This window comes from Vibrio sp. S11_S32 (assembly GCF_014694465.1).
Classification (GTDB): Bacteria; Pseudomonadota; Gammaproteobacteria; order Enterobacterales; family Vibrionaceae; genus Vibrio; species Vibrio algicola.
This window is the reverse complement of sequence record NZ_JAAUWS010000003.1, coordinates 1-16,413: the sequence shown is the minus strand read 5'-3', so window position 1 is coordinate 16,413 and position 16,413 is coordinate 1. Positions and strand designations below refer to the sequence as shown.

20 protein-coding genes and 1 tRNA gene are annotated in these 16,413 nt (G+C 41.3%); 14 read left to right on the top strand and 7 right to left on the bottom strand.

Features of this window, described 5'->3' with window-relative positions:
* The first annotated feature begins 225 nt into the window (after positions 1 to 225).
* From HC723_RS02885 to nadA, 12 genes are all read left to right on the top strand, one after another.
* Positions 226 to 1,812: a cytochrome ubiquinol oxidase subunit I gene (locus tag HC723_RS02885; protein WP_190338165.1), complete on the top strand. Its 1,587-nt coding sequence runs from the start codon at positions 226 to 228 to the stop codon at positions 1,810 to 1,812.
* Between the two features lie 14 nt (positions 1,813 to 1,826).
* On the top strand, positions 1,827 to 2,963 hold the full coding sequence (gene cydB, locus HC723_RS02880) for a cytochrome d ubiquinol oxidase subunit II (RefSeq protein ID WP_153447297.1): 1,137 nt from the start codon (positions 1,827 to 1,829) through the stop codon (positions 2,961 to 2,963).
* A gap of 12 nt (positions 2,964 to 2,975) precedes the next feature.
* A complete protein-coding gene (gene cydX, locus HC723_RS02875) occupies positions 2,976 to 3,083 on the top strand; it encodes a cytochrome bd-I oxidase subunit CydX (protein ID WP_153447296.1) in 108 nt (35 codons plus the stop codon).
* A gap of 13 nt (positions 3,084 to 3,096) precedes the next feature.
* Positions 3,097 to 3,378: a cyd operon YbgE family protein gene (locus HC723_RS02870; protein ID WP_194704459.1), complete on the top strand. Its 282-nt coding sequence runs from the start codon at positions 3,097 to 3,099 to the stop codon at positions 3,376 to 3,378.
* 310 nt (positions 3,379 to 3,688) lie between these two features.
* On the top strand, positions 3,689 to 4,120 hold the full coding sequence (ybgC, locus tag HC723_RS02865) for a tol-pal system-associated acyl-CoA thioesterase (RefSeq protein WP_407701698.1): 432 nt from the start codon (positions 3,689 to 3,691) through the stop codon (positions 4,118 to 4,120).
* A complete protein-coding gene (tolQ, locus tag HC723_RS02860) occupies positions 4,110 to 4,796 on the top strand; it encodes a protein TolQ (protein ID WP_153447293.1) in 687 nt (228 codons plus the stop codon). The genes ybgC and tolQ overlap by 11 nt, the downstream gene beginning before the upstream one ends.
* A 2-nt stretch (positions 4,797 to 4,798) precedes the next feature.
* Positions 4,799 to 5,248: a protein TolR gene (gene tolR, locus HC723_RS02855; protein ID WP_153447292.1), complete on the top strand. Its 450-nt coding sequence runs from the start codon at positions 4,799 to 4,801 to the stop codon at positions 5,246 to 5,248.
* A 1-nt stretch (position 5,249) separates the two neighbouring features.
* Positions 5,250 to 6,245: a cell envelope integrity protein TolA gene (gene tolA, locus HC723_RS02850; protein WP_194704458.1), complete on the top strand. Its 996-nt coding sequence runs from the start codon at positions 5,250 to 5,252 to the stop codon at positions 6,243 to 6,245.
* 13 nt (positions 6,246 to 6,258) lie between these two features.
* The gene (gene tolB, locus HC723_RS02845; protein ID WP_190338163.1) at positions 6,259 to 7,608 is read left to right on the top strand and encodes a Tol-Pal system beta propeller repeat protein TolB; all 1,350 of its coding nucleotides are present in this window, start codon (positions 6,259 to 6,261) and stop codon (positions 7,606 to 7,608) included.
* Positions 7,609 to 7,645: 37 nt separating this feature from the next.
* The gene (pal, locus tag HC723_RS02840) at positions 7,646 to 8,167 is read left to right on the top strand and encodes a peptidoglycan-associated lipoprotein Pal (protein WP_153447290.1); all 522 of its coding nucleotides are present in this window, start codon (positions 7,646 to 7,648) and stop codon (positions 8,165 to 8,167) included.
* 12 nt (positions 8,168 to 8,179) lie between these two features.
* Positions 8,180 to 8,941: a tol-pal system protein YbgF gene (gene ybgF / locus HC723_RS02835; protein WP_153447289.1), complete on the top strand. Its 762-nt coding sequence runs from the start codon at positions 8,180 to 8,182 to the stop codon at positions 8,939 to 8,941.
* Positions 8,942 to 9,156: 215 nt separating this feature from the next.
* Positions 9,157 to 10,227 carry a quinolinate synthase NadA gene (gene nadA / locus HC723_RS02830; protein WP_194704457.1) on the top strand — a complete coding sequence of 357 codons (1,071 nt, stop codon included), beginning with the start codon at positions 9,157 to 9,159 and terminating at the stop codon, positions 10,225 to 10,227.
* 112 nt (positions 10,228 to 10,339) lie between these two features.
* Here the strand turns inward: nadA and HC723_RS02825 are convergent, their stop codons facing one another.
* Positions 10,340 to 10,915: a UPF0149 family protein gene (locus HC723_RS02825; RefSeq protein WP_153447287.1), complete on the bottom strand. Its 576-nt coding sequence runs from the start codon at positions 10,913 to 10,915 to the stop codon at positions 10,340 to 10,342.
* 298 nt (positions 10,916 to 11,213) lie between these two features.
* Here HC723_RS02825 and HC723_RS02820 point away from each other — a divergent pair, with 298 nt between their 5' ends.
* Complete coding sequence (locus HC723_RS02820; protein ID WP_153447286.1) at positions 11,214 to 11,687, top strand: L-alanine exporter AlaE; 474 nt, start codon at positions 11,214 to 11,216, stop codon at positions 11,685 to 11,687.
* A 126-nt stretch (positions 11,688 to 11,813) separates the two neighbouring features.
* Positions 11,814 to 11,901 (top strand) — tRNA-Ser (locus tag HC723_RS02815).
* Positions 11,902 to 12,047: 146 nt separating this feature from the next.
* Here the strand turns inward: HC723_RS02815 and HC723_RS02810 are convergent.
* The 6 genes from HC723_RS02810 to HC723_RS02785 form a co-directional block, all read right to left on the bottom strand.
* Positions 12,048 to 12,590 carry a hypothetical protein gene (locus tag HC723_RS02810; RefSeq protein ID WP_190338162.1) on the bottom strand — a complete coding sequence of 181 codons (543 nt, stop codon included), beginning with the start codon at positions 12,588 to 12,590 and terminating at the stop codon, positions 12,048 to 12,050.
* Positions 12,591 to 12,641: 51 nt separating this feature from the next.
* Complete coding sequence (locus HC723_RS02805; RefSeq protein WP_190338161.1) at positions 12,642 to 13,103, bottom strand: NfeD family protein; 462 nt, start codon at positions 13,101 to 13,103, stop codon at positions 12,642 to 12,644.
* A 2-nt stretch (positions 13,104 to 13,105) separates the two neighbouring features.
* Positions 13,106 to 14,053 (bottom strand): SPFH domain-containing protein, encoded by a 948-nt coding sequence (locus HC723_RS02800; protein WP_153447283.1) that lies wholly within the window; start codon positions 14,051 to 14,053, stop codon positions 13,106 to 13,108.
* A gap of 162 nt (positions 14,054 to 14,215) precedes the next feature.
* On the bottom strand, positions 14,216 to 15,133 hold the full coding sequence (locus HC723_RS02795; protein WP_190338160.1) for an EamA family transporter: 918 nt from the start codon (positions 15,131 to 15,133) through the stop codon (positions 14,216 to 14,218).
* A 126-nt stretch (positions 15,134 to 15,259) separates the two neighbouring features.
* The gene (locus tag HC723_RS02790) at positions 15,260 to 16,108 is read right to left on the bottom strand and encodes a patatin-like phospholipase family protein (protein ID WP_153447281.1); all 849 of its coding nucleotides are present in this window, start codon (positions 16,106 to 16,108) and stop codon (positions 15,260 to 15,262) included.
* Positions 16,109 to 16,294: 186 nt separating this feature from the next.
* The coding region (locus HC723_RS02785) for an IS3 family transposase (RefSeq protein WP_190338159.1) at positions 16,295 to 16,413 on the bottom strand (119 nt) is incomplete at its 5' end.

Sequence of the window (16,413 nt, the reverse complement as noted above, 5' to 3'; positions counted from 1 at the left end):
GATTCAAATCAAAGAAAAATTAACAAGAAACCTTTTGTAACATGAGGATTTAACAAGTAATATTAGCGCAGCTTTAATTGGCTGATATTTAACATAAAATAACTATTTATGTACATTTTTGTAACAACTCGGTATTGCGGGTTATTTTACAAAAGGGTACTAACACTACTTATCCTAATCGCCAGTTACCCTCTAATGAGGTAGGTGAAATAAAAAGGAGTTACCATGATTGATGTTGTTGATCTATCGCGGTTGCAATTTGCAATGACAGCGATGTATCACTTCCTATTTGTTCCTTTGACTCTCGGTATGGCATTTTTACTTGCCATTATGGAGTCAGTTTATGTAATGACTGGAAAGCAAATCTACAAGGACATGACTAAGTTCTGGGGTAAGCTTTTTGGTATCAACTTTGCACTTGGTGTGGCAACTGGCCTAACCATGGAGTTTCAGTTCGGTACTAACTGGTCTTACTATTCGCACTATGTAGGTGATATTTTTGGCGCCCCTCTGGCTATCGAAGCACTGGTTGCATTCTTCTTAGAATCAACTATGGTCGGCTTGTTCTTCTTTGGTTGGGATCGTCTATCAAAACGTCAACACTTGGTGGTAACTTGGTTAGTGGCATTTGGCTCTAACTTCTCAGCATTGTGGATCTTGATCGCCAATGGCTGGATGCAAAACCCAGTCGGTGCAAACTTTAACTATGAAACCATGCGTATGGAAATGGTGAGCTTCTCTGAAGTGATCTTTAACCCAGTCGCTCAAGTTAAATTTGTCCATACCGTTTCTGCTGGTTACACCTGTGGTGCAATGTTCATTCTTGGCGTAAGTGCTTATTACTTACTAAAAGGTCGTGACATTCCATTTGCTCGCCGTTCATTTGCTATTGCTGCCTCTTTTGGTATGGCTGCGATCATGTCAACGTTAGTACTTGGCGATGATTCTGGTTATGAATTAGGCGATGTTCAGCAAACTAAACTTGCAGCAATTGAAGCAGAATGGCACACAGAAGAAGCACCTGCATCATTCACTGCATTTGCTTTCCCAAGCCAAGATGAGCAAACCAACAAATACTCAATTGAGATCCCATATTTAATGGGTATTATTGCGACACGTTCATTAGATACCCAAGTTAAAGGTATTGATCAGCTTCAAATTGAACATGAAGGTCGTATCCGTAACGGTATGATTGCGTATGGTTTACTAGAGAAACTACGTGCCGGTGATAAGTCACCAGAAAACGTGAAAGCGTTTGATGAAAGCAAGAAAGATCTTGGTTATGGCATGCTACTTAAGCGCTATACCGATGATGTTCCTCATGCAACAGAAGAACAAATTCATAAAGCAGTGAAAGATTCGATCCCAACGGTTTGGCCGTTATTCTGGTCGTTCCGTATCATGGTTGCTTGTGGTGTTGTGATGCTGTTGGTATTTGGTTTTGCCTTTGTACAGACTTGTCGTCAACGTATTGGTCAACACCCTCTACTCCTTAAAGTGGCACTTTGCAGCATTCCACTGCCTTGGATCGCTATCGAAACCGGCTGGTTTGTGGCTGAATTTGGTCGTCAACCGTGGGCGGTAGGTGAAATATTACCAGTGAACATGGCGGTGTCTTCATTGTCTCGTGGTGATGTATTAACCACTATCTTTGGTATTATTGCACTGTATACGTGCTTCTTAGTGGCTGAAGTTTACCTAATGGTTAAATTCGCACGTAAAGGTCCTAGTAGCTTGAAAACAGGACGTTATCACTTTGAGCAAAACGATACTTCTTTAGAAAGTAAAGTTTCTCGTCAAGTTGAAGTATAAGCAGGGGATCATTTATGTTTGATTATGAAGCATTACGATTTATCTGGTGGGCATTGATCGGTGTACTATTCATCGGTTTCTCAATCACAGATGGATTTGATATGGGTGTGGGCGCGTTAGTCCCACTTATTGGTAAAACGGATACAGAGCGTCGCGTGATGATTAACTCAATCGCACCGCACTGGGATGGAAACCAAGTTTGGTTAATTACTGCTGGTGGCGCATTATTTGCGGCATGGCCAATGGTATACGCGACTTCTTTCTCTGGTTTCTATTTTGCAATGTGTCTGACACTTGCCGCGCTTTGGTTGCGTCCAATCGCGTTAGATTACCGTTCTAAAATTGAAACACCAAAATGGCGTAACAATTGGGACATTTGTATTTCAATCAGTGGTTTTGTTCCACCATTAATTTTTGGTGTGGCATTTGGTAACCTACTTCAAGGCGTACCATTTGAACTGAATGATTTCATGATGTCTCAGTACCATGGTGGTTTGCTTGGCTTACTGAACCCATTCGCATTAGTGTGTGGCTTGGTCAGTGTGTCAATGTTTGTACTTCAAGGTTCAACTTGGTTACAAATGAAGACTTCTGGTGAGGTTTACCAACGTGCTCGTGCAGTATCGGTTATTACTGGTCTAGCGGTTGCAGTACTGTTTATCGCAGCAGGTTTCTGGGTTCAAAACATTGACGGTTATGTATTGAAAAGTGTTATTGATCACAATGGTCCATCAAACCCTCTTCTTAAAGAAGTGGCACGTGAACCAGGTGCTTGGATGAACAACTTTGTTGAATACCCGTTGATGTGGATTGCTCCAGCATTAGGTGTGGTGATGGCATTGTTTGCTGTGGTTGCGACTAAAGCACAGAAAGGCGGATTGGCATTTGTTGCTTCAAGTTTGACTTGTGCTGGCGTTATTTTAACCGCTGGTTTTGCCATGTTCCCATTCGTTATGCCATCAAGCTTGAACCCTAATGATAGCTTTACTATGTGGGATTCGACCTCAAGTCTGTTGACACTGGAAATTATGACCGGTGTTGCCGCTGTGTTTGTGCCGATTATTCTTGGCTACACTTCGTGGACTTACTACAAGATGTTTGGTCGTATTGATGATAAATTCATCGAAGAGAACAAAAACTCACTTTACTAAGGAGCAATCAATATGTGGTATTTTGCTTGGATTCTAGGCGTGTTACTCGCCTGTGCATTCGGTATTGTCAATGCTCTTTGGTTAGAGCACTCAGAAATGATGGACGAGGATCGTGAATAATATTAGTCAAAAAATGACTGATATACACGCGCCAATGAATAGGGCTCTTTTTAGAGCCCTGTTTTTTATTGTTGCGATGTTTCATATCAGTATGTTTATGTGGTTACCAAAAGCTTATGCCGAGCAAGTAGGTGGTTTTAACTTGATTTTGACCATCTTATTTATTTGGTCAATTTGCAGCACCATGATCTACAGTGTTGGTTTTAAACCCATTTACTGGTTATGGCAGGGTTTATTTAGCCCATACATTTCTGGTGTGATCTTACTCTTCTTTTCTTATCAGTATTTTGTATAAATAGATTTGATTATAAAATAAACAAAGTGGCACCATCGACAACTTGCGTCGATGGTGCTTTTTTTATTTATAGCGCTACGGTTATGAAATAAATATTAAACATAATAAAAACGATGCAAAGGGAAGGCTTTGTGGCTAATCTTCCAGGCTGTAATGCCTATTGTGCACCGCTCAAACTAGTAATAAGCTGAAGATGACGCAAAAGTGAGCGATATCTGTTCAATTGAGTCTGTTTTGGATAAATTTGTACGTATGTTATTATTGAATCTCGTAACTTACTGTATAGTGAATAGTAATAGATATATTGTCGATGGGAAGTGACATGGAAGAACAAGCAACATCTGCATTCAAATGGCCAATTACCATTTATTATGAAGATACAGACGCAGGTGGCGTTGTATATCATTCTAATTACCTCAAATTTTTTGAGCGCGCGCGTACTGAGCTACTGCGCATGCTTGGCATTTCTCAATTTACTCTACTTGAACAAGAGATTGGTTTTGTGGTTCGCCATATGGATATTGATTACATCCATGGCGCGACGTTAGATCAACAGTTAAACGTCATCACCACTATTTCTAGCCTTAAAAAAGCATCAATAATATTTTGTCAGGAGTTAGTCAATCTTGATGGCAAAGTGTTGTGTAAAACAAATGTTAAGGTAGCCTGTGTCAACATTACAAAAATGAAACCACAAGCTATCCCTAGCTCAATTATGTTGGAGTTAACCCGTGTCAGCTGATATTTCAATTTTTGACCTTTTTTTACAAGCGAGCTTATTGGTTAAGCTTGTTATGCTTATTCTGTTAGGAATGTCGGTGCTGTCTTGGGCTGTGATCCTAAAAAGAAGTAAATTACTCAACCGAGCATCTAAAAATGCCTCAACGTTTGAAGATAAGTTTTGGTCAGGTATCGATCTGTCTAAGCTTTATCAAGAAGTGAAAGGGCGTAAAGATGAATTAACTGGCACCGAGCAAATTTTTTATGCAGGTTTTACAGAGTTTGCCCGTTTGCGCCGCACGCCAGGTGCTTCTGCTGAATACGTGATGGATGGTGCAGGTCGCACAATGCGAGTGACACTCTCAAAAGAAATCGATGAGCTTGAAAATCAACTGCCGTTTTTAGCTACGGTAGGTTCAATTAGTCCTTATATCGGCTTATTTGGTACGGTATGGGGTATTATGACGGCGTTTATCGCGTTAGGTCAGGTAAAACAAGCAACCTTGGCAATGGTCGCTCCAGGGATCGCGGAAGCTTTGGTGGCTACAGCAATGGGTTTGTTTGCGGCGATCCCTGCGGTAATGGCATTTAACCGTTTAACCAATCAAGTGACTAAGCTTGAGCATAACTACGTTACGTTTGCCGAAGAATTCCACAGTATTTTACATCGCCAAGTTATGACTGAGAATAAGGAATAATCATGGCGGGTTACGGTCGTAAAAAACGTCAACTTAAAGCTGAAATCAATGTCGTCCCTTATATCGATGTGATGTTAGTGCTATTGATTATCTTTATGGTGACCTCACCTTTTGTTACCCAAGGGGTGGAAGTTGAATTGCCGAAAACAGAAAGCGCTAAGCCAGCGTCAGATATTGCCGGTGACTCTGGTGCCAGTTTTATTATTGTTGAGATCAACCAAAAAGGACAGCTTGGACTAAGTGTCAATGATGAGGATATGATCCGAGGTCTCACTATGGACCAAGTCGTTACTCGAGTGAAAGCAGAACGCAGCATTAACCCTGAATCTCCAGTGGCAGTCGGTGGAGATGCGAAGACTTCTTATGCCGATGTTGTCTTGGTCTTAGATCAACTTAGTAAAGCAGGCATAGAGAAAGTCGGTCTGCTCACTGATATTAAAGAGAACAGCTAATTTGTTGATATTTAGCAAAGAATACAAATCAGCTATATTGTTTTCGATAGCTCTGCATATTATCATCCTAGTGCTTCTTGTGGGCGGCTCGTGGTTTTCTGAAACTGAAAAAAAACCGCAGCATAAAATGGTAGAGGCGGTGGTGATTGATCCAAAAGCGATCGCACAGCAAGCGAAAGGTATTCGCGAAAAACGTGAAGCCGCCCAAAAAGCCGAACAACAGAAAATTGAAAAGCTACGCCAACAAGCGCAGCGAGTTGAGCAGAATAGAAAGAAAGAAGAACAGCGCTTAAGAGCGGAAAAAGAAAAACAAGTTGAAGCGGCCAAAGCAGCGCGTGATGCCGAACGACAAAAGCAAATCGAACAAGAAAAGCAAAAAGTTGCAGCCCAAAAAGCGAAAGTAGCCAAAGAACAAGCAGCTAAGGCAGAAGCGCAACGTCAAGCGAAAGCAAAAGCAGCGGCAGAAGCAACCGCTCTAGCTGAAGCCAAAGCTGCAAAAGTTGCGGCCGAGCAAAAAGCTAAAGCCGACGCAGAAGCAAAAAAACAAGCGAAGGCTAAGGCCGATGCCAAAGCCAAAGCTGACGCTCAAGCGAAAGCCGAGCAAAAAGCAAAATTAGCCAGAGAAAAGAAAGCGCAAGATGAAGCTTTAAATGATGTTTTCTCCGGACTTGAAGCCGAAAAAGCACAGGTTTCAGTGGCGAGACAACGTTATATCAGTTCTGAACTGGATAGATATGGCGCAATTTATACCCAAATGATCCAAGAAAAATTGTTAACCGAGGATTCATTTAAAGGTAAATCGTGCAAAATTAATATTAGATTAGTTCAAGCAGGCAAAGGCGCTATTATTAGTAAAGTATCGCCGATCGATGGTGATGCGCGGCTTTGCTCTGCTGCTAAACGAGCGGTTGCTCAAGTAGGGACATTCCCATTGCCAACCGATCAAGATGTGATTGACCAACTTAAAAACATCAACTTGACCGTTCAACCTGAATAGAAAGGAATTATCAGTGATTAAACGTATATTACTAGGATTGTTTATTCTGCTCACTGCAAGCCAAACGGCCAATGCAGCGCTAGAGCTTGTGATTACCGAAGGGGTTAACTCAGCGCGTCCAATCGGTGTTGTGCCTTTCCAATGGACAGGAAAAACTGCAATTCCTCAAGATGTTGCCGCGGTTATTGCCTCAGATTTACAACGCAGTGGTAAATTTAGCCCAGTTGCCACTTCTAAAATGCCTCAGACCCCATATTCAGATTCGGAAATTAATTTTTCTCAATGGAATTCAATGGGGGTTGATTCACTGGTCACAGGCTCAATTAGCCAAAATGACAAAGGTGATTACATTATTAATTATCAATTAGTTGATATTGTGCGTGGACAGCTTAATAATGGTCAAAACAAAGCCTTAGATAGTGATGGTAAACTCGTATTATCTAAAGATTATTTGCTATTAAATAAGCGCGCAGTAGTGCCGGCGAAGCGATTACGTGAGTATGCTCACCGTATTTCGGATTTAGTTTATGAGAAACTAACGGGTGAAAAAGGTGCATTTCTCACCAGAATCGCCTATGTTGTTGTAAGTAGTAAAAGTAATTATCCGTATCAATTAAGAATTGCCGATTATGATGGCTACAACGAACGATTGGTTTTACGCTCTAAACAACCGTTAATGTCACCAGCCTGGTCACCAGACGGGCGTAAATTGGCGTATGTCAGTTTCCAAACCGGTCGTGCAGAGTTGTACATGATGGACATCTATACGGGTAAATCGGAAGTGCTAACTGCATTCCCTCGTCATAATGGTGCGCCAGAATTTTCGCCAGATGGTAAAAAATTAGCGTTAGTGCTATCCAAATCTGGCAGTTTACAAGTTTATATTCTCGACCTACAAACCCGTAAGTTAGACAGAGTCACGACGGGATGGGCGAATAACACTGAACCATTTTGGACTCCAGATGGTCAGTCACTCATATTTACTTCTGATAGAGGTGGTTTACCGCAAATCTACAAAGTGAATTTGTCAGATCAAGCGACGACTCGTTTGACTTGGCAAGGTAGCCAGAACCTTGGTGGGCAAATTACCCCTGATGGTCGATTCCTTATTATGGTGAATCGTAATTCAGATGGGTTTAATATTGCGAAACAAGATCTGGAAACAGGAGCAGTTCAAGTGCTAACTAAAACGCAATTGGATGAATCTCCTAGCTTGGCGCCAAATGGGAGTATGGTGATTTATAGTTCGATGTATCAGAGCCAGAACGTATTGTCTATGGTTTCAATTGATGGTCGATTTAAAGCCCGCTTACCGGCGACAAATGGGAGAGTTAAAGCACCTGCTTGGTCTCCATTTTTATAATTAAGAATAACAATTTTACAATATAAGGAAGATATACATGCAACTTAATAAAATTCTAAAAGGTTTAATTATTGCCCTGCCTCTTTTAACAGTTGCAGCTTGTAGTTCTAGTGATGATGCAGCAAACAATACTGACTCACAAACGAGCTCACAAGAAACAGCAGTAACAACACCAGTTGTTGACGATGGCGCAATGTCTGAGCAAGATATCGCAGCTGCACAACAAAAACTGCGTGAAAACTCTACTGTATTCTTTAAATTTGATACTTCAGAAATCTCTTCTGAGTACGAAGATACATTGGCAGCACACGCTAAATTCCTAAGCACAATGCCAGATGTTAAAGTAACTATCGAAGGTTATGCTGATGAGCGTGGTACTCCAGAGTACAACATCGCACTAGGCGAACGTCGTGCTGAAGCGGTATCTAAATATATCCAAGCACTAGGTGTTCAAGCTGACCAAATTTCTATCGTAAGCTACGGTGAAGAAAAACCTTTAGAAATGGGCCAAACAGAAGCGGCTTATTCTAAAAACCGTCGCGCAGTTATCGTTTACTAATAGGCGATATCTATGCTTAGTAACATAAAGCGAGTTATTACGCTTTCGTTACTCGTATTAGCAGCAAGCCCTGCGCTTGCTGCTTCTACTTCAGTATCTGATGTTAATAGCTCTAGCCGTTCAGAAACCGACATTCAACGTGTCCAGCGTTTACTTGATAACAGTAATCGTGTCCAAGCTCGTCTGCAACAACAGGTTGATGCGCAAAATGCAGAAATCACCACTCTACGCGGCACCATAGAACGTAGTAACTATGATATGAAGCAATTGGTTGAACGCCAACGTCAACTCTTTATTGAGCTTGATAATCTGCGTACCGATGTTAAAAAAGCCAAAGTAGCGCCCACCACTGCATCGGCGGTTACATCAACGGTGGCTGCCATTCCAGCATCAACGTTTGATGCCAGCAAAGACGAACAATCTTCTTATCAAACCGCGGTTGATATGATTTTAAAAGACCGTAACTATGACGGCGCTATTACCGCATTCCAACAATTCAAAACCCAATATCCAAACTCTAGCTTGTCTGGTAACGCGAATTATTGGTTAGGCCAATTGTATTTTGCTAAGAAAAAAGATGGCGATGCTGCCAGAAGTTTTGCTGCTGTGATCTCAGAAGCTAAATCACCAAAACGACCAGATGCCTTGGTTAAACTGGGTGATATCGCCAAGAGAAACAATAAAGCGGATATCGCTAAAAAATACTACCAACAAGTCATTAAAGAATATCCAGACTCTTCAGCGGCTAAACTCGCGCAAGGCAGTTTACAGTGACAGTTTGTGTATAGCTCAATATGTCTTATTACTTGATTGAAAACCATCTTAACCGATGGTTTTTGTTTTTAATCATCTCGCGATTGGGATTATATCAATTAGTTAGGGTATGTTAGGGGTGAAATCGTCATTTATCTGCCGGCGAACGGTAACTTCAATTCGTTTGGCTATCGGTGTACAATGCTGAGAATATTTGATTGCCGAGAGTAAGAGCAATGACGTACATTACCGATACCATCGATACCATCGATACTATTTATCCATTTCCAGCAAAACCGGTTCCGTTGACTCAAGATCAAAAAGATCAGCATATAACCAATATTAAAAAGCTGCTAATTGAAAAAGATGCAGTGCTTATCGCGCATTATTATACTGACCCAGAAATTCAAGCATTAGCAGAAGCGACGGGTGGTTATGTTGGCGATTCGTTAGAAATGGCTAAATTTGGTAACCGCCATTCAGCCAAAACGCTGATCATTGCTGGTGTACGCTTTATGGGTGAATCGGCAAAAATTTTGACGCCAGAAAAACGAATCTTAATGCCTACTCTAGAGGCAGAATGTTCACTTGATTTAGGTTGTCCAACCGATGCTTTCACCGAATTTTGTGATGCCCATCCAGACCATGTTGTGGTGGTATACGCCAATACTTCTGCCGCAGTCAAAGCACGCGCCGATTGGGTGGTGACTTCAAGTATTGCACTGGAAATTGTTGAACACTTAGATGCCCAAGATAAAAAAATCATTTGGGGTCCCGATCGCCATTTAGGATCCTACATTGCTAACCAAACTGGCGCAGATATGTTGCTATGGCAAGGTGAGTGTGTGGTACATGATGAGTTTTCAGCTAAAGCTCTAAAAGACATGAAAGCGCTATATCCTGAAGCAGCGGTATTGGTTCATCCTGAATCACCTGCTAGTGTGGTAGCGTTAGCCGATGCAGTAGGTTCAACCAGTCAATTGATTAAAGCGGCTAAGTCCTTACCGAATAACAAATTGATCGTGGCAACGGATAAAGGCATTTTCTTTAAGATGCAGCAATTAGTGCCAGAAAAAGAATTGGTTGAAGCACCAACGGCAGGTAACGGCGCCACCTGTCGCAGTTGTGCGCATTGTCCGTGGATGGCAATGAATGGCTTAAAAGCGATAGAAAACGCCTTACAGCAAGGTGGTGCTGAGCATGAGATCTTTGTTGATGAGGCTATCCGAGTAAAATCGCTGATCCCGCTTAACCGAATGCTCGATTTTGCCGAATCCTTAAACATGAAAGTCAAAGGCAACGCATAAACACAAATTTCAGTTTGATGTGTATTGAATTTGATATGCATTAAAAAAGAGGTCGATAAGTGAGTTCTTATCGGCCTCTTTTTATTTGCTTATGCTTTGTACTTAGGGCGGTTTAATGATTAGCTTGTTGGGCTAAAGCATGACCTCGTTGAGTTAAACCACATAGCATTAATGGAATGGCATTATAAATTTCTTGGAATTCATCTAAGCCAGTTAAACCTTGGTCAGATAACGTGGTGATCGCCGTTTCTGGATCGTACAACATGCTGATAGACAACAATACACCACCAAGCAGTGCATCATCTTCGCTATCTTCTGGCATTAAGGTTTCCCAATCATCACGGGTTAGTTGCCAACCTTGTAAAAGACCCTCAGCAAAGTCACGTACTGCTTCTGTAACCACTTCTTCTTCATCTAGGTCATAACCTTCCGGCCAAGCCCAAGAACCGTCTAATAGAGCAGGGTGGATAATATTCCATTGCTCAATCACAAGTTCAGCATATTGCTCAAATTGCTCTGCAGTTTCAAAAGGAGCAACCTCATCACCACCCCATAAATAGGCGAGCCAATCCGATGGATCCAGCAAATGTGGCGCGGCAGCCATTGCGGTTAAAAAACCGATCGTTTGCTCATTATTAAGCAGTTTGTTCTCGAGTTCGGGTTGGCTGAGTAGTTGGTTTAAAGTCACGATAATATCCTTACAAGAATGTATAGCACTATGATAACAAGGTGTGAGGTTTTTAAATATAGCTGTACCGAAATAGAGCTAGTGAACCGTGCTGGTATCTTTAATTTATCCAGCTTTTAAAACTGGTCTACCAACTAAAAAGCAATCATAAAAACTAGATATTGACTCAAGAATAGTGATATAAACTTTGTTTTTTACCTGGTAAAGGTCATATAATCTGCAATTATCCGGTGAGGGCAGAATAAGCGCCCAAATCGAAATAAAATCCTAGCAGTATTGATGACTTTAAGGCGCAGCAATGACAGCAACTAACCAATTACGCTTTCGACAATTAGCGGCAGATACCTTTGCCATGGTCGTTTTTTGCTTTATCTCAGGCATGCTGATTGAAATTTTTATATCTGGCATGACGTTTCATCAGTCATTGGCATCGCGTCTTGTTTCGATCCCTGTCAATATTGCGATTGCGATGCCTTATGGTGTGTTCCGTGATTGGATGCTACGCCAAAGCAACAAAATATCGTCTAATACATTGAGTAAAAAAATTGCTGATATGCTGGCTTATGTACTGTTCCAGTCACCAGTCTATGCATTGATCTTATTGTTTGTTGGCGCATCGCCAGAACAGATCATTACCTCAGTGCTGAGTAATGCAGTGGTCTCTTGTGGTTTGGGGGTTTTGTACGGCACATTCTTGGATCTATGTCGCCGTTGGTTCCGCGTGGCAGCGTACCAAGAAAGTCAGGAAGTGGTAGAAACAACCGCCGCTTAACCAGTGAAAGTGTTAAATAATGAGCAGTTAAACCGTAATAGAGTAAAAATCGGCATTTAAGCTTGACCTTACCCTATAGAATCATTAAATTAGCGCTTCGTTAAGCAAAGCCTTAACACACAATACGGTGAGTTGTCCGAGTGGCTTAAGGAGCACGCCTGGAAAGCGTGTATACGGCAACGTATCGAGAGTTCGAATCTCTTGCTCACCGCCAAATTATAAAGGTCTGATTATTCAGGCCTTTTTTCATTTCTAAAGGTTAATGACAACATGATAGCCCACACTGAGCTAACACATGTTATCTAAGCACCGCTTATCATCACGTAAAGCCACCTACCTAATCACCAGTAAAACAGGGGGTTATTCCTTTCGTTGGAACATCCGAATTGATGGTATTTTTATACGTTCTGTACGGTTACAATGTGGGTTTGAACCATCATATTCAGACTCGCACTGAAGTCCGTGATAATACTGCATATCATCAATAACCGAGTTATCTTCTGTCGTTTGAGATATAGTGCGGATCGCTTGACTTAGATCGGTAGGGTTCAAGACATCACTTTTCCCCCAATATTTGTCTCCCCATAAGACTTCAGATTGACGGATAATAATATCTTCACCGTTATTGTCTTCTGTGCGGATAGTGACAACATGGAAAAGCGCATCAGGGTATTCAGTTTCAAGTTTTGCGCGATAGGCATAACTGGCTTGAAGTTGTTCGACGATATAGATCGCATCAGCTTGAAGTTGTGTATTTCCATCGGCAATAAAATCGCTGTAAATATCATCAACTGTGATGTTGTATTGATTAGCGATACGATACTCTTCATGTTCCATATCATCTTGCAATTGCAGATAGGTATCTTGATTAGACTTTAATTCAGCACATGTTTTACCTTGCAAGGTTGGGTAGTTTCCTTTAATTGAATCCCAAAATGAATATTTGCTTAAACCTTAGTCCACACTTTCTACCCACAAAACTCCGACGTCTTGCTTTACAACACTAACCGTTTGTCCTTTTGATAGCGGTTGTTGACTACGTACTTTCCAGTTAATACCAGAATAAGCATGTAATACCGTATCACTGGAGGAGTTAACATCGTCCGTTAACACAAAAGTGATCTGAGCAAAATCGGTACGTTGATGTTCTTTATCAACAGGTTTGTTTTGTAGATGTTTAAGCGGACGCCATAAGATTAGAGCAAAGATACACGTTAAAACACCACCGAGCCAAATAGCGTTGTGGATGTTAGCTTCAAGCAAATTAAACTGCATGCTCAGGCCGGTAAAAAACACGCTGAGTCCCATGAAAAATAATAAGAATGTAGAAAAACCAAACACCGCAATCTCAATAATTAGTAGCACAATACCGAGGGCCATTAAAACTTGCGGGAAATAACTGTGTATCAAATCCATAATTAACCTTTAGGGCGATTTAATGAGTTAATAATCGACATGCCTTGTGCCACTAATGAGCTGGCGTCAGTGCCGTTTTCTGGTAGTAATACCACCGATGACTCTTTGGCAATTGCATGTTTGGCTTCAATCGCTTTTGTGGCAAGATCAAGCTGAATCGCTTTTTGGCCTTCTTCGGTATTGGCGGCATCACCGACGGTTCTTAGTGCTTCGGCTTGAGCTTCAGCAACCGCAATAATCGCTTTTGCTTCACCTTCTGCTTTTAAAATCTGCTCGGTTTTATCCGCTTCAGCCGCTAATACTTGAGCTTGTTTTTTACCTTCTGCAACGTTGATTGCCGCTTGGCGATCACCTTCAGATTCTAAAATTTGAGCTCGTTTTACCCGCTCAGCTTTCATTTGTGCTTCCATCGATTCCATGATGGAACTTGGTGGCACAATATCTTTGATCTCGTAACGTAAAACCTGAATACCCCAAGGTTCAGCCGCCATATTGATTGCAGCCACAATGTTGGTATTCAGTACATCACGCTCTTCAAAGGTTTTATCCAATTCCATTTTGCCAAGTTCAGAACGCATTGTTGTTTGCGCTAATTGAGTCACGGCAAATGCGTAATCATCGACACCGTAAGTCGCTTTGTATGGGTCTAATACGCGGAAGTAGAGAATACCATCCACTACTAATGAGATATTGTCACGCGTGATGGCCGATTGAGATGGAACGTCTTGAGCTTGTTCTTTTAAACTACGTTCTGCAGAAATACGGTCAATGAAAGGAACAATGAAATTGATACCTGCCACTTTTGTTGAATGGTATTTACCAAAACGCTCCACTAACCAAGCTTGGTTTTGGGGAACAAATTTTATCCCACTTTTTAAAATCGCGATGATAAAAATAAATAGGACAATGGGGACAATATTGCCAAATAAAATATCGATTATAGGGTTCATACGTTTCCTTGTTGTATGTCATTAAGTGATGGCTATTATTCTACTCTTTATTCGCTTGATTGGCTTGTATAACAAAGATAAGCCACATACGGATACAGAACAAAACGACCATTATCGCTTTTTTATGTAACTTATAGAGTTGTAAAGGCGACGATCATTGGTCTAATTGGCATTAAAACCAGAGTCTCTTTGGTTTTGTACCCATAACTTGATTTTTTGATTAAAAATATAAATACACAAGCCAATGATGATGATGCCGCAACCCATAAATTGTAGCGAATTCAGTGTTTCGCCTAAAATAAACCAACCTGAAAATAATCCGATCACCGGCACGAGAAGCGCAAAAGGCACCACGTTAGCGGTGCCATGTTTGGCGATCACAAATCCCCAAGCGCTGTAGCAAAATAATGAGGCAGCAAAAGCAAGGTACACAATCGTTAAGCCACTGGATAAGGTAGGGTAGCTTATCGCTTGGATCACTAACTCTCTATTATCTAACAAATAACTTGAAATGAAGAATGGCAACACTGGGACTAAAGAGGCCCAAACAACCAAGTGGATCATATTGGTATGCGGGTAGCGCACTGAAATAGTGCGGTTACAAATGTTGCCTACACCCCAAGAACATGCCGCACACAAGGTGAAAAAATAACCGGCAAAACTGATATGGGTGTCTAATACGCCTATCAACAAACAGACCACGCCACTAAACGCGATAAAACCACCGAAGAGTTGCAGTCGATTTATTGTATCTTTATAAATAGTCACTCCTAGAATAGCAGTTACGAACACCTGCATTTGTAATATGAGTGAGGCTTGACCCGATGGCATTCCAACATGTAAGGCGTAGAATAAAAACGCAAATTGACCAAAACTGATGGTTAAGCCATACCAAATAATCCAGCGCCAAGGCACTTGAGGTTTTGGTATGAAAAAAATGAGAGGCAATGCGACAAAAATGAAACGAGAGCCTGCCAGTAAAAAAGGCGGCATGTCTTGTAGCCCTAGCGTAATAATGACGAAATTAATGCCCCAGACAAACACCACTAATAAAATAAGAAATACGCTGCGAGCATCCATGTAAAACCTCTAATCTTAACCGCGATCTCATCATCCACATGCTGGTAAATCGCGCCAATGTGGATGAATGACAAATCAACAAATGTTACAAAAAAGTTATCATGGCACGTGTTGTTTAATTAAGCATTAATTATTTATTGTACTGAGGTAATGCTTGGCCTGTTCGACACCCATTTGATAACCAATATCTAGCTTTTGTCGGTCTTTGGTTAAACGGCCAACGGGGAAGTCATCGGGTGGGGCAATCACATGAATAATACAATCATGCGGTGGATTGTTAATAAAATTGATGGTGCGGTTATATATCTGAGCTCGTTGTAGCGCAGCTTCTGCCAAATTAGGATGACGAGCTAAAAATTTGCGCGTTAACCACGGCGCTCTGCTAGTTTTTTTTATATAGCCTAAAGGGCGCGACAAAATGACGGTAATTTCTTTGGCGCCCATCTGGTAGGCTTTTTCTACTGGAATAGAATCGGCCACGCCGCCATCAGTCATCGGTTGCTGTTCAATCATAGGAAAATGTCGATAAGCAAGCGGCACCGAACAAGAGGCTTTTAATAACTCGACCACATTAGTTGGGGTGGCTGCAATGTAATGGGCCTTCCCTGTCTCTACATTGGTTGTTACCACATACAACGGGATAGGTTGAGCAAATAATGCTTCAGTATCAATAGGGATTTCATCAATAGTGATTTGCCATAACCAATCTAAATCGAGCCAATGACCCCCTTTTAAAAAGCGCCCAAAGCGAATAAATTCTGGTCGGCAGGAGTAATCGGTTATCACGGTGTAGGTTCGTATTTTTTGATTGGCGAGCCAAGAGGCCAAACTGGTTGAGCCGGCAGAAACCCCTAAACAAAAATCAAACGAGGTATAATCCGTGTCAATAAAATGGTCGAGTACCCCAGAAGAGAAAATGCCACGCATAGCCCCACCTTCCACTACTAATGCGTGTGCATGAGAGAATAATTCCATTTGTATTTTGCCTTGTATGACTCAATATTTAATCTATTAAATCATGCCTAAATTGCTATTTGCAATCAATCGCATGGCTTTAAGGTTAAAAGATAAAATCAACCACTAAAAGGAAGCGTTTTTTTACGAGTGAAGAGGTTATTTTTGTTATGTTTTGGCCAAGAAGTGATAAGCTGATTATTCTGGTCAAGCCCAATAGGACACCTGACTTTGTAATTTTTCATAGTCGATTGGCGTTAAATCACCAAGCGTAGTATGCAACCTTTCATGGTTGTAATACCGGATATATTCTTCAACATCTTCTT